The sequence below is a fragment of the Alitiscatomonas sp. genome (genome assembly GCF_037242085.1).
Taxonomy (GTDB): domain Bacteria; phylum Bacillota; class Clostridia; order Lachnospirales; family Lachnospiraceae; genus Alitiscatomonas; species Alitiscatomonas aceti.
Map to the genome: position 1 here is coordinate 1 of NZ_JAXXBR010000113.1, position 13,926 is coordinate 13,926.

Consider the following 13,926-nt stretch of genomic DNA (forward strand, 5'->3'; position numbering starts at 1 on the left):
CTGCATTTCCATGGTCACCAGGAACCGGTCCAGGAGATTTAAATTTGGCTCCGGATCCGTCACCGCAAAAACGATCATGGCCTGGTCGATGTTTGCCACCGCCGGGCGGATCAGCTCGTTTTTCCGTTCCAGGATGTCTGTGATGTTTCCGGTCTGTTCCTTTTCATCCAGAACTGTAAATTCCACATCATCCCCCACCAGGGGCTTTATCTTTCTGCTGCGGAATACGCCCTTGGCTTTACATTCGTACACCTGGGAGATCCCATCATGGACGTAGTAAAACCCGGCGATCCCTTTTATGATCTTTCCTCTCATGAACCTCTCTTACACCTCTGTCTCCACAAAGTTTACGTTGTAGGAAGTGAGGACAACGTTGTTGGTCAGGTCCACGATCTCCACTTCCCCAGTGGATACGCCGTCTGCTCCCCGGATATGGTCCAGGCGGATATCCAGCATGGTGCTGGCGGAATATGCCTTGGGCTCTGCCAGCTTTGTGTACGTCACCTTTCCGTTGACGGTCTGCTTTAACCGGATCAGGATCTGTACCTCCGATGATTCCGCTCCAGGTCCAAAGGAGATCATAAGGGGATACGTTACCTGGAGAGAGGCCAGGAACTGGGTCTTTGGCGGCTCCGGCCCCAGGCTCACCACCAGATCCACGGCAGTTCCCAGCTCCGCATCCGTGTCCTTTTCGATGCCCTGGCTGATCACCTGGCCCGCAGGCACAGACGCGTCATGGGCCCTGGAGATCTCACCCGTGAGGAGCCCGGCCTCGGTCAGTAAGGCTGCCGCCTCGTTTTCGGTCTTTCCATAAAGATCCGGCACCGGCGTTACCTCCACCTCCGGCCCTGTGCTCACGTAAAGCGTCACCGAATCGCCCAGAGCCGCCTTGTCCTCCGGCTCCATGCGGACGATCTTTCCCGCCTCCACATCCTCGCTGGTCTCTTCCACCACCACGGCCTTTAAGCCCTTGGCTTCCAGAAGTCGCACCGCCGTTTCCAGGGTCATATCCGCGATCCCTAACTCCGACAGCAGGATCTTATCGGATCCGCTGCTGATGGTGACCACCACCTTGGAGTACCGGGATACCACTGAATCCGGCGCGTCAGCCTGTTCCATGACCACGCCTTTCTCCACCGTATCGGAGTTCTTCATGACCACCTGCATAGTAAGATCCAGGGCGTCCAGCTTGGCCTCTGCCTCCTCCTGGGTATCTCCCACCAGCTTCGGCATCTTTACCTCCTTCTGGGACAGGGTGGTCTCCTTTTCCTCTTCAGATTCGGTTTCCCGCTCTCCGTCCGTCTCCGTCTCACGGGAGGCCTGGGTCTCTGTGGTCCCCTTGTCTGATGGGCTGGTAAACAGGCCGCCCAGCCGGGAAAAGAATACGATGACCACCACCACCACTAAAAGTGCGGCCACCACTCCCAGGCCGGTCAGGACCTTTTCCAGCTGAGTGGTCTCGCTGTCCTCGTCCTGCTGGCGGGATGGGGCTTTCTGCCTGCCGCCACGGCCCTCCGGAACCTTCCTGGCCTGATTTTCTTCATGGCCCGGTCCGGTCTCTCTCCACTCTCCGGGATTCCTGGGCTTTTTCTGTTCCCGCTGCCCGTCGCTCCTGGTCTTTATGAGATCCAGCTCCTTCCGGCTGATGGGCCTGGTCTCCGACAGCGGATCCTCTTTGAGGATCTCGGCGCCCACCTGGGGATCATCTGCGTTCAGAAGGGCCCGCCGCAGATCGCTGATCACTTCAGCCGCATTCTTATACCGGTCCTCGGGCTTTTTCTCTGTACATTTTAAGATGATCCTCTCAAAGCTGGGAGTCACGCCTGGGTTCATAAGGCTTGGAAGAGGGATCGGCTCCTCCAGATGGGCCAGGGCCACGGTCACCGTATTGTCTCCGCCGAAGGGGACCCGGCCTGTGACCATTTCAAACATGGTGATCCCCAGGGAATACAGATCGCTCCGTTCATCGCTGTATCCGCCTCTGGCCTGCTCCGGCGAGATATAGTGGACGGAGCCCACCACTGTGGAGTTCATGGTCTGGGAGGAAACGGCCCTGGCTATGCCAAAATCCGCCACCTTCACCTTGCCGTCCATGGAGATCAGCATGTTCTGGGGCTTGATATCCCGGTGGATGATGTGCTGCTCGTGGGCAGCCTCAATGCCCTGGGCCACCTGGATGGCAATGCCGATGGCCTCCTTCACATCCAGACGTCCCTTTTTTGTGATATAGCTTTTTAAGGTAATGCCTTCCACCAGCTCCATGACGATAAAATGGATATCTCCCTCGTCCACAACGTCGTAAATGCTCACGATGTTGGGGTGGGACAGGCCGGCTGCCGCCTGGGCCTCCATCTTAAATTTGCTGACAAAATTGGCATCATCTGTAAATTCCGCCTTTAAGACCTTAATGGCCACCAGACGGTTCAGTTTATGGCATTTCGCCTTATAGACGTCCGACATTCCGCCGGAGCCGATCTTTTCCAGGATCTCATAGCGGTCCTGGAGCATGGTTCCTGCCTTCAATATCATACGCCCACCTCGCTTACCTGAGGTTCTATGAGGATGACCGCGATGTTGTCCTTCCCTCCATTTTCATTGGCCGCCTGGATCAGCCGGCTTGTCTTTTCTTTTAAAGCGGCCGGAGCAGCCAGGATGCTGCCGATCAGGGATTCCTCCGCCATATTGGAAAGCCCGTCGGAGCAGAGGAGCACGCAGTCGTCCTTTTTTAAGGATACCTCAAAAAAATCTGCGGTCACCGCAGGCCGGATCCCCACAGCCCTGGTGATGATGTTTTTCTGGGACCTGTAAGACTCGCTGTTCCGCTCCAGCTTCCCCAGGGATACCATTTCCTCCACCAGGGAATGATCCCTGGTAATCTGGCTTAAGCCGTCCCTAAAAAGATACAGGCGGCTGTCTCCCACATTGGCCACGTACATGGTATCCTGGTCCACGGTAGCGGCCACCAGGGTAGAGCCCATGCCCTCCCGGTCCGGATCCCTCTGGGCCTCCAGGAATAAAAGCTCATTGGTCTTTTCGATGGCCTTTCTGAGGGCCGTCACCGGGCTGTCGCTTTTGTACAGTCCCATACAGCGGACCATGGTATCCACCACGAACCGGGACGCAAAATCCCCGGCCTTATGCCCGCCCATGCCGTCGGCGACCATAAAAAGGTTGGAAAGCGGTCCCACCGGCGTTTCGGACAGAAAGATCGAATCCTGATTCGACTTCCGCACCCGGCCGGTGTCTGTCTGGCCATAGGAATTCATCGCTCTCCCTCCTCTTCCTTTTTCAGATAACTTTTTCTCAGCTGCCCGCAGGCGCCGCCAATGTCGCGGCCCATCTCCCGGCGGACCGTCACATTGATCCCCTGCTTTTCCAGATATGTACGGAAGGCGTCGATGGCCTCCCGGCCCGACTGGCGGTAATCCCGCTCCTTGATGGGATTCACAGGGATCAGGTTCACATGGCCGTGCATGTCCTTAATGAGGGACGAAAGCTTCTGGGCCTCGTCTAAATTGTCGTTGACTCCCTGGACCAGGCTGTACTCAAAGGTCAGCCGCCTTCCGGTCTTTTCATAATACTCCTTACATGCCGGAAGGATCTCAGAAAGAGAATATTTATTGGCAATGGGCATCAGGGTCTTCCTCACCTGGTCGTTGGGGGCGTGGAGGGAAAGAGCCAGAGTCACAGAAAAGCCCTCCTCCGCAAATTTCCGGATCCCCGGCACGATGCCGCAGGTTGATACGGTGATATTCCTCTGGCTGATGTTCAGTCCGTTCTCATCGCTTAGAAGCCGGATGAACTTCACCAGGCTGTCATAGTTGTCAAAGGGCTCTCCGCTGCCCATGACCACCACATTGGACACCCGTTCCCCTGTGGAGGCCTGGATCCGGTAGATCTGGTCCAGCATCTCTCCCGCCGTCAGGTTCCTGGTGAGCCCGTCCAGGGTGGACGCGCAGAACCGGCAGCCCATGCGGCAGCCCACCTGAGAAGAGATACATACAGAATTTCCGTGTTTATATTTCATCAGAACGCTTTCGATGATGTTGCCGTCTCCCAGGCCGAACAGGTATTTCCTGGTTCCGTCGATCCCGGATTCCAGCATCTGGACCGTCTCCAGGGACGTATACGTTCCATGCTCCAGAAGACGCTCCCGAAAGGCCTTGGGCAGATTTGTCATATCCTCCAGGGACGGGGCCAGCTTCTGGTGCATCCACTGGTAAAGCTGCTTTGCCCGGAAGGGCTTCTCCCCCAGTTCTGTCACAAAGGCTGTGACCTCGTTTAAATCCATGGATTTCAGATCTTTTTTTTCCATACCTACTCCCTATTTTTTTCAAATGCCGCCAGGAAAAAACCATCGCAGCCATGGATCCCCGGAAGGAGCTGGATCTGGTTTTCCCGGCAGTCTGCCTGCAGGGATCCCGGCAGCCTTCCAGTGATGTCCTTTTTATGGAACGGAAGATTTTCCAGGATCCAGGCGGCATTTTCCTCATTTTCCGCCCGGTCCACCGTGCAGGTGCTGTATAAAAGAGTACCGCCGGGCTTCACATACCGGCTGGCCGCCGAAAGGATCTCCCGCTGGAGAGATGCCAGCTCCCCCAGATCCTCCTTTTTCAGACGCAGCTTGATATCCGGCTTTTTTCCTATGATCCCAAGGCCGGAACAAGGCAGGTCTGCCAGGACCACATCGGCCTTCTCTTCCATTTCCGGATCGAAGATACGGGCATCCCAAACCTTCGTCTCCACATTGGCAAAGCCGCACCGGAACAGGTTCTGCTCCACCAGGGAGATCTTATATTCCGTCAGATCCCGGGCTTCCACCCGTCCGGTCCCCTTTAAAAGATCCGCCGCATGAAGGGTCTTCCCTCCTGGGGCACTGCAGATGTCCAGGACCGTGTCCCCGGCCTTTATTCCGGCCAGGTGGGCCGCCAGGGCGGAGCTGGGATCCTGGACCGTCATAAGGCCCTCATAAAAGGCCTCCACTGCCTCCAGGTGGTCGTAGCCGGAAATGGAGTACACTGTATCCAGAAAGCCCGTGGGCTCTGCAGCGATCCCCTGGCTCTCCAGACTTTTAAGGATCTCCTCCACCGAAGCCCGGCTGGTGTTGAAGCGGACGGTCAGCGGCCGCTCCTTAAGGAAGGAGGCTGAGATCTGCTCCGCCTTTTCTTTTCCATAATCAGCCTCCCACATGGAAAGCATCCATCCGGGAATGGAAAAGCGCACCGACGGATCCGTAAATTCCAGCTTTCCCTTTTCCCTTGAAAGAGTCCGCAGGACTCCGTTGACAAAGCCGGAAAGCCCCTGGAATTTTCTTTTTTTTGCCAGCTTCACCGCCTCATTGCAGACGGCGGCATCGGGCACCCGGTCCATAAAAAGGATCTGGTAGGCCGACATCCGGAGAATGGTCCGGATCACCGGCTTCATTTTTTCTGTTTTTGTCTTAGAAAAGCGGTCCAGGGCCGCGTCCAGAAGGATCAGACGCTCCAGCGTCCCCTCCGTCAGCTTTGTGATAAAGGAGCGGTCCTGCTTTTCCAGATACTGATACTTGAGGAGCGCCTGGTTCAGCACCAGGTGGCCCAGTCTTCCCTCCTCCAGGACCTCCAGAAGGATATCCAGGGTGATCTCCCTGGGATCTGTCTTAGTCATTGTCACGGTCTCTTCCTCCAAACAGGATCACAAGACGCAGAAGCTGTAAAATAGAACCGGCCGCCGCCGCCACGTACGTAAGGGCCGCCGCTTTTAAAACCTTTCTGGTGCCGTCCACTTCCTCCCCGGACAGGATCCCCTGGGAGTCCAAGAGACGCACGGCCCGGCTGGAGGCGTTGAACTCCACCGGAAGGGTCACCAGCTGGAACAGCACTGCCAGGCTGAACATCAGGATCCCCACCTGGACCAGCGGGGAACCCAGGCCTCCGAATAAGATCCCCAGAAGGATCATGGGCCAGGAAAGCTGGGAGCCGAAGTTTGCCACGGGAACCAGGGCGCTGCGGAACCGCAGCGGCCCGTAGCCCTCGTTGTGCTGCATGGCATGGCCGCACTCATGGGCGGCTACGCCGATGGCCGCCACAGACGTGGCATTGTATACAGATTCCGAAAGCTTTACCACCTTCGTCCTGGGATCATAATGGTCCGTCAGTTTCCCGGACACCGGCTGCACCGTCACATCATAGATCCCCTGGGCGTTTAAAAGCCGCCTGGCTGCTTCCGCTCCGGTCATGCCGGAAAAGCTCCTGACCCTGGAATATCTCGCAAAGGTAGAGTTTACCCGGTTCTGGGCCCAGAGGGATAACAGGACCCCGATGAGCACCAGGAAGATCGTGGGATCCAGCCGGTAGCCGTACCCGTATCCATACATTCCATAACCGCCTAACATATGCATATCTCCTCTCGTCTTATGCTCCCAGGACCGTACCGTCCTCCACCTGGAAGCCTCTTAAGAAAGCGGCTGTATCCATCCGCTTTTTCCCCTCCAGCTGGAGCTCCTTGATGGAAAGAAGATCCTTTCCCGTCTCCACCAGAAGGCTGTCCCTGGAAACCGCAGCCCGTCCGGGAACTCCGGTCCCGTTTCCCGGGACCACCTCCGCCGCCCAGATCTTTACGGTTTTTCCATTTAAGGATGTATAAGCGCTGGGCCACGGGTTTAATCCCCGGATCAGACGCTCGATCTTTTCTGCCTCCATGGACCAGTCGATCTGTCCCATGGATTTCTTTAACATTTTCGCGTAGGGCGTGTCCGGCTCTCCCTGGGGCGTCCGCACCGCTGTCCCGTTCTGGAGCTTTTCCAGAGTGGAAAGGATCAGTTCTCCGCCCAGAAGGCTTAATTTTTCAAACAGACTGCCGCCGGTCTCCTCTTTATCCAGGGGGATCTCCGCCTTTTCCAGCATATCTCCCGTATCCAGCCCCTCGTCCATGAGCATGGTGGTGACTCCGCTGACCGCCTCTCCGTCAATGACCGCCCACTGGATGGGCGCGGCTCCCCGGTATCTGGGAAGCAGGGAGGCATGGACGTTGACACAGCCGTACCGGGGCATTTCCAGGATCTCCTTAGGAAGGATCTGGCCGAAGGCCACCACCACAAAGACCTCTGCATCCAGTCCCTTTAAAACCTCCATAAATTCCGGCTCCCGTACCTTTACCGGCTGGTATACCGGGATCCCAAGCTCCAGGGCCTTTTCCTTCACCGGCGTCATGAGCACTGACTTTCCTCTTCCTTTGGGCTTATCCGGCTGAGTCACCACTGCCAGGACCTCATGGCCTCCCTTTACCAGAGATTCCAAAGTCGGCACGGAAAAATCCGGAGTTCCCATAAATACGATACGCATTATTCTTCACCCTCTTCATCGTTGTCGTGGAGCTCGCCTTCCACCCGTTCCACGTAAAGGATCCCGTCCAGGTGGTCGCACTCGTGGAGGATGCAGCGGGCCAGGAGGCCGTCAGCCTCGATGGTATATTCCTCCATATTCTCATTGAGGGCCTTTGCCTTCACATGCTCCGCCCGGGTCACCTGGCCGTTCTTTCCGGGTACGCTTAAGCACCCCTCGGCCCCGGTCTGGCTTCCGCTGGTCTCCAGGATCTCCGGATTGATCATCACGTACTGGTTTCCATCGTCCACATCAATGACCACGATACGCTTGCGGATGCCCACCTGGGGGGCTGCAAGACCGCAGCCGTTGTTCTCATACATGGTCTCGAACATATCCTCGATAAGCTCTTCTGTTCTTTCGTTCATTTCCTTTACAGGCTTGCACGCCTTTGTTAAGATTTCGTCTCCAATGACTCTGATCTGTCTGATTGCCATGTCCTTTTTCCTTTCCTCCTACTGCACCGCCGCCTGGAAGTTCACGTTTTTATACCGTTCGTTTTCCTCTTCCCGCTTCTGGGCAGACTTTCTGACTTTTAATAGTATATCATAACTTTCGCTCTTTATATATAAAATTTTTCTGTATATATCATTAACTTTATACGGAGAACCGTTGACCGGGCCGATGACGGAGATCTCCTCAAAGCAAAATTCCCGCCGGATCCATTTCTGGAGATCCTCCATGGCGGCGGCCGCTGCCTCTTCCTTCCTGGAGCTCAGCTGGATGGAGAGGAGGCCCGCTGCCGGCGGATACCCCATCATTTTCCGGTACAGGAATTCCTGACGGTAAAACTGGCCGTAGTCTTGCTCTGCCGCCGCCGTAATGGCAAAATGGTCCGGCGCATACGTCTGGATCACCACGTCTCCCGGGAGCTCCCCCCGTCCGGCCCGGCCGGATGCCTGGGTCAAAAGCTCAAAGGTCCGCTCAGAGCTCCGGAAATCCGGTGCATAAAGAGAAAGATCGGCCGCCATGACTCCCACCAGCGTCACCCTGGGGAAATCGTGGCCCTTGACGATCATCTGGGTCCCGATGAGGATATCGGCCTCCCCCTCCATAAACGCCTCCAGGATCTCCTCGTGGGCTCCCTTTTTCGCTGTGGTGTCTGCGTCCATCCGAAGGACCCTGGCCTGGGGAAAGGTCCGCTTTGTGATCTCCTCCAGCTTCTGGGTCCCGGAGCCGAAGGGGGCGATATAAGGAGAGCCGCAGACCGGGCAGACCCTTGGCATACGCACCTCATGGCCGCAGTAATGGCACCGCAGGATCCCGTCCCGGTGGTACGTCAGGCTCACATCACAGTGGGGGCACTTCATGGCCTCCCCACAGGAACGGCAGGAAACGAAGCCTGCATAGCCCCGGCGGTTCATGAACAGCATGATCTGTTCCTTCCGCAGAAGCCGCTCCTCCATCAGTTCCTTAAGCTTCCGGCTGAACATGGACCGGTTTCCCTCTGCCAGCTCCTCTCTTAAGTCCACCACATGGACCCGGGCCAGGCGGCTGTCCTTTTTTGCCCGGCGGCCCAGGGTCAGCAGGCCGTATTCTCCCCGCTCTGCCTTATAAAAGCTCTCCACAGACGGAGTTGCGGAGCCTAAGACCAGGGTGGCCTGGTTCATGGTGGCCCGCATGGCCGCCACCTCCCTGGCATGATACCGGGGAGACAGCTCGCTCTGGTAAGCCCCCTCGTGCTCCTCGTCGATGATGATGAGCCCAAGCCTCTCAAAGGGCGTAAAAAGAGCCGACCGGGGGCCGATCATAATGTCGATATCTCCCCTGGCGGCCCGGGCCAGCTGGTCGTACCGCTCTCCCGCCGAAAGCCTGGAATTGATGATGGAGACCCGGTTCCCGAACCGGCGGTAGAACCGCATGACCGTCTGATACGTCAGGGAGATCTCCGGGATCAGAACGATGACCTGGCGGCCCTGATCCAGCACATGGGAGATCAGCTCCATGTACACCTCTGTCTTTCCGCTGCCTGTGATCCCGTAAAGGAGCCACGTCCTGGCCTCCCCCGCATCCATGGCGGCCTTCACCGCAGCCGCAGCCCTTTTCTGATCCTCGTTGAGGACCACAGGAGCCGCAGCCGGAGCATATCCCTTCACCGGGTCCCGGCTTTTTTCCTCGGTCCGGATCTTTAAGATCCCCTTTTCCTCCAGGGGCCTTAAGGAGGCCGCTGTGACCCCCAGCTTCTGGGCCGTCAGCCGGTACGGCAGCTCCCCGTTTTCCAGCAGCGCCTTATAAAGCCGGATCCTGGCCTTATATTTCTTTTTTTCCGCTTCCCTTAAAAGCCCGGAAAGCTCCTCCCGGGACCGCAGGGCCACAATGGTCTTTTCCTCTTTTGGGGCCACAGCGGATTTCACCGGCATCACCGTCTTTAAGGCCTGGTTCATGGTGGCCCCGTACCGTTCCTTCATCCACCAGGCCAGACATATCATCTGCTCCTGGACGGAAACGGCCCCGGGATCCACCTCCCTCAGAGCTTTGAGCTTTTCCGAGGCAAAGGAGGGCGTATGGCTTAAGGAGACCACATAGCCCTTCCGCAGGGTATCTCCCCGCCCAAAGGGAGCCAGCACCCGGACGCCCACCCGGACCCTGCCAAGAAGCTCCGGCGGGATCCTGTACTGGAAGACCCGGTCCACGTTGGTGACCGAAAGGTCGATGATCACATCCGCATAGACCGGAGCCGTCTCCTTCTCTCCCGGTCCTGCCGTCCTGTCCTTTGTTTCCAGATCCTCCGCCTCCCTTTCTTTCTGTCTTCCGGTCTTTACTCCGGCCTGTTTTCCATATATCTGGCCGCCACCTTAAAAAGCGCCATGGAATTGGCTCCCTTAAAGAGGACGCAGTCCCCGTCCTGTAAGGCCTGATTCAGGTAGGCGGTCATCTGGTCTTTATCCGTAAACTCTGCCACAGGTGCGCCGGAGCGCTTTTTAAATTCCTCTGTCAGCGCCCTGCATTCTGCGCCCAGGGTCACCAGCAGATGGATCCCGGCCTCTGCCGCAAAGACCCCCACCTGTCTGTGGGCGCTTTCTGTTTCGCGGCCCAGCTCCCGCATCTCTGCCAGGACCGCCACATGGCGCCTTTCCGGGTGAAGCTCCTTAAAGACCTGGAAGGCCGCCTTCATGGATTCCGGGCAGGCGTTGTAGGAATCGTCCAGGATCGTAAACCGTCCGGTCTCATGGACCTGCTGGCGGTTTTTGAAGCCCTGGCCCGTAAGGAGCCCCCTGGCCGCCTCCTCCATGGTCATGCCGCATTCCGCGCAGACGGCCATGGCCGCCATGGCGTTCATGACATTATGCTGCCCCATGACGTTTAAGCGCACCCTCTGGCGGTCTGCTCCATGGACTGCCGTAAAGGAGGGAAAGCCGTCCTCAAAGCAGATGTCCACAGCCCGGAAATCACAGTTCTCCCCGGTGCCGTAGTATACGGTCCTTAAGCCCTCCCGGCCCTGGACACCTTTAAGGAGAGGATCGTCTCCGTTTAAGATCAGGAGCCCTCCGTCCTTCATGCCGTCGGTGATGTGAAGCTTTTCCCTTAAGATATTTTCCTGGGAGCCCAGCTGGCCTATGTGGGTGATCCCGATGTTGGTGATCACCGCCATGTCCACCCGGGCGATGTTTGCAATGACCGTCATCTCTCCCGGCTCGCTCATGCCCAGCTCGATGACGCCCACCTGGTCATTTTCTGTGATCTCTGACAGGGTCACAGGCACTCCTACCTGGCTGTTGCTGTTCCCCGGGGTCTTATAGACACGGAATCTGGCCGACAGGGCGGCGGCGATCATCTCCCTGGTTGTGGTCTTTCCCACGCTTCCGGTAACGCCCACCAGCGGCAGGGTCAGACGGTCCCGCAGATAGGATCCGATCTTCTGCAGCGCCTTTTTCGTATCCTCCACCCGGATCACGGCGCAGCCGGCCCCGCCCTCCGGAAGCGTAAGCTCCTGGCTGGTCAGCACTGCCGCCGCCCCCTGGTCCATCACCTGGGGAAGGAAGCGGTGGCTGTCCACCCGCTCGCCCAGCAGGGGCACAAAAAGGTCTCCCGGCTCCACCTGCCTGGAATCCAGGCGGATATGGGAGACAGGCGCTTCCTCACTCCCCGAAACCAGAACGCCGCCGCTTCCAAGGACCAGATCTTTTACTGTTACATGTTCCATTTATCTTATCTCCTTTACCGCTTCTTCCACCACTTCCCGGTCCAGGAAATGATGGCGGACACCATCGATCTCCTGGTAGTCCTCGTGGCCCTTTCCAATAATGGCGATCATATCCCCCGGCTCCGCATGGTGCACCGCATAAAAAATGGCCTCTCTCCGGTCCGGGATCACCAGATACCTTCCGCTGGTCCTTGCCATTCCGGTCTCGATGTCTTTTATGATATCCTCATTCTTCTCAAACCTCGGGTTGTCGGCGGTGAGGATACAGAGATCCGCCATTTTTCCTCCGATCTCTCCCATGGAGTACCGCCGCTCCTTTGCCCGGTTCCCACCGCAGCCAAAGACGCATACCAGCCGCTTCGGGCTGTAATCCCGGAGGGTGGATAAAAGGCTTTCCATGCTCATGGCGTTGTGGGCGTAATCCACAATGACGCTGCACCGCTCCGACACATGGGCGATCTCCATGCGGCCGTCCACCCGGACATTTTCCAGGGCACGGAGGAGCTTTTTATCATGTCCCTCCTCTCCCAGGGCCAGACTGCACACAGAAAGGGCCGCCAGGGCGTTGTCTGCATTGAACCGTCCCGGCATTCCCACCCGGACCCTTCCGCTTAAAGCGCCGTCCATATCAAATTCCACGCCCACGAACTGGTGGTCGCTGGCATAATGGAGGCCGCTTCCGGTAAAGTCTGCGCCGCGCTCCAGGCCATATGTATACAATGTACAGGAAGCATCCCGGACCACCTCTTCATAATGGTCCATGGCCCGGTTGACAACGCCGGTCCGGCAGACCGTAAGAAGCCTGGATTTATAATAGAGATACTCCTCAAAGCTTTCGTGCTCCTTTGGTCCGATATGGTCCGGGGAAATATTGGTAAACAGGCCGAGATCAAAGCAGATGCCGCCCACCCGGTGGAGCATCATGGCCTGGGAGGAGACCTCCATGACCATATGGGTGCAGCCTGCCTCCACCATTTTTGCAAAATATTCCTGTACCAGATAGGATTCCGGGGTGGTGTTGGCTGTGGCATATTTTTCCGTGCCGATGACAGCCCCATTGGTGCCGATGAGCCCCACCTTTTTACCGGCGGCCTCCAGGATGGCCTTCACCATATAGCTGGTGGTGGTCTTCCCCTTGGTCCCTGTGATCCCGATGGTCACCAGCTTTTCGGCCGGATAGCCGAATCTGGCTGCGGAAAGCTCCGCCAGGGCCAGACGTCCGTTTTCCACCCGGAGCACCGTCACATCCCCGGGTACCGTCACATCCTTTTCTGTCACCAGGACCCGGCAGCCCTTCTCCAGGACCTCCGGGATAAAGGTATGGGAATCCCTGGCGCTCCCTCTGATGCAGACAAATACCGTATGGGGCCGCGCCTTTCTGGAATCGTAGACCACATCCTCCACATCCTCGTCCAGGCTTCCCTGTACCAGGGTGTACGCCAGTCTTCCAAGCCAGTCTCTGATCTTCATTGTCCACTCTCCTTCTGTCAAGTCCAAAAACAGGCGGGGTCCGCCGTATACGGACCAGGGCCCCGCCTGTTCTTCCTTTTACTTAGAATAATCCTGTGATCTTTCCGTTCTCATCCACATCGATGCTGTCGGCTGCCGGTTTTTTCGGAAGGCCCGGCATGGTCATAATGGCTCCTGTCAGGGCCACCACGAAGCCGGCTCCGGCGCTCACATATACGTCGCGGACCGTCAGCTCAAAGCCCTCGGGCCGTCCCAGCTTCGTCTGGTCGTCGGATAAGGAATACTGGGTCTTTGCCATGCAGACCGGAAGCTCAGAAAAGCCCATGTCTGTGATCTTGGCAATGGCCTTCTTTGCAGCCGGGGAATAGGATACGCTTCCGGCTCCGTAGATCTCCTTTGCAATGGTCTCAATCTTCTCAGCGATCCCCAGGCTGTCTTCGTATAAGGGCTTAAAGTGGCTTTCCTTTGTCTCCAGGGTCTTGAGGACCTTCTCCGCCAGCTCCATGCCGCCGTCGCCGCCCTTGGCCCATACCTCGGACAGAGCGAACTCACAGCCTCTTTCCTCACAGAAGTTCTTAATGAACTCGTATTCTGCCGGAGTATCTGTTAAGAAGGAGTTTAAGGTCACCACCACCGGAACCTGGTATTTCTGGATATTTTCAATGTGCTTTTCCAGATTCACGATACCCTTTTTAAGGGCCTCCAGGTTCTCTGTGGAAAGCTGATCCTTGGGAACGCCGCCGTTGTACTTTAAAGCACGGACCGTGGCTACCAGGACCACCGCATCCGGCTTTAATCCGGCCTTCCGGCACTTGATATCAAAGAATTTCTCTGCTCCCAGGTCTGCGCCGAAGCCTGCCTCCGTGACGGTGATGTCAGAAAGCTTCAGGGCCGTTCTGGTGGCCATGACGCTGTTGCAGCCGTGGGCGATGTTGGCGAAGGGGCCGCCGT

At 57.3% G+C, this 13,926-nt stretch carries 12 protein-coding genes; all 12 read right to left on the reverse strand.

All coding sequences use genetic code 11. From position 1 onward, the window contains the following. On the reverse strand, positions 1 to 315 hold a 315-nt coding region (gene rsgA / locus WIH05_RS11695; protein ID WP_337425420.1), incomplete at its 3' end, for a GTPase RsgA. A gap of 9 nt (positions 316 to 324) precedes the next feature. Continuing rightward, positions 325 to 2,529 carry a Stk1 family PASTA domain-containing Ser/Thr kinase gene (gene pknB, locus WIH05_RS11700; protein ID WP_022273666.1) on the reverse strand — a complete coding sequence of 735 codons (2,205 nt, stop codon included), beginning with the start codon at positions 2,527 to 2,529 and terminating at the stop codon, positions 325 to 327. Continuing rightward, positions 2,526 to 3,266: a Stp1/IreP family PP2C-type Ser/Thr phosphatase gene (locus WIH05_RS11705; RefSeq protein ID WP_022273667.1), complete on the reverse strand. Its 741-nt coding sequence runs from the start codon at positions 3,264 to 3,266 to the stop codon at positions 2,526 to 2,528. The genes pknB and WIH05_RS11705 overlap by 4 nt, the downstream gene beginning before the upstream one ends. Further along, complete coding sequence (gene rlmN, locus WIH05_RS11710; protein ID WP_337425421.1) at positions 3,263 to 4,315, reverse strand: 23S rRNA (adenine(2503)-C(2))-methyltransferase RlmN; 1,053 nt, start codon at positions 4,313 to 4,315, stop codon at positions 3,263 to 3,265. The genes WIH05_RS11705 and rlmN overlap by 4 nt, the downstream gene beginning before the upstream one ends. 2 nt (positions 4,316 to 4,317) lie before the next feature. Then, positions 4,318 to 5,646: a 16S rRNA (cytosine(967)-C(5))-methyltransferase RsmB gene (gene rsmB / locus WIH05_RS11715; protein WP_337425425.1), complete on the reverse strand. Its 1,329-nt coding sequence runs from the start codon at positions 5,644 to 5,646 to the stop codon at positions 4,318 to 4,320. After that, complete coding sequence (locus WIH05_RS11720; RefSeq protein WP_337425426.1) at positions 5,639 to 6,355, reverse strand: zinc metallopeptidase; 717 nt, start codon at positions 6,353 to 6,355, stop codon at positions 5,639 to 5,641. Before WIH05_RS11720 ends, rsmB begins: the two co-directional genes overlap by 8 nt. Positions 6,356 to 6,392: 37 nt before the next feature. Next, a complete protein-coding gene (fmt, locus tag WIH05_RS11725) occupies positions 6,393 to 7,322 on the reverse strand; it encodes a methionyl-tRNA formyltransferase (protein ID WP_337425422.1) in 930 nt (309 codons plus the stop codon). Beyond that, on the reverse strand, positions 7,322 to 7,798 hold the full coding sequence (gene def, locus WIH05_RS11730) for a peptide deformylase (protein WP_022273672.1): 477 nt from the start codon (positions 7,796 to 7,798) through the stop codon (positions 7,322 to 7,324). The genes fmt and def overlap by 1 nt, the downstream gene beginning before the upstream one ends. An 18-nt stretch (positions 7,799 to 7,816) precedes the next feature. Continuing rightward, positions 7,817 to 10,021: a primosomal protein N' gene (gene priA, locus WIH05_RS11735; protein WP_337425423.1), complete on the reverse strand. Its 2,205-nt coding sequence runs from the start codon at positions 10,019 to 10,021 to the stop codon at positions 7,817 to 7,819. A gap of 98 nt (positions 10,022 to 10,119) precedes the next feature. Beyond that, positions 10,120 to 11,505, reverse strand: a complete 1,386-nt coding sequence (gene murF / locus WIH05_RS11740) for a UDP-N-acetylmuramoyl-tripeptide--D-alanyl-D-alanine ligase (protein ID WP_022273516.1) — start codon at positions 11,503 to 11,505, stop codon at positions 10,120 to 10,122. Further along, positions 11,506 to 12,975, reverse strand: a complete 1,470-nt coding sequence (locus tag WIH05_RS11745; protein ID WP_022273517.1) for a UDP-N-acetylmuramoyl-L-alanyl-D-glutamate--2,6-diaminopimelate ligase — start codon at positions 12,973 to 12,975, stop codon at positions 11,506 to 11,508. Positions 12,976 to 13,057: 82 nt separating this feature from the next. Then, positions 13,058 to 13,926: formate--tetrahydrofolate ligase (locus tag WIH05_RS11750; RefSeq protein WP_337425424.1), on the reverse strand; the 869-nt coding region annotated here is incomplete at its 5' end.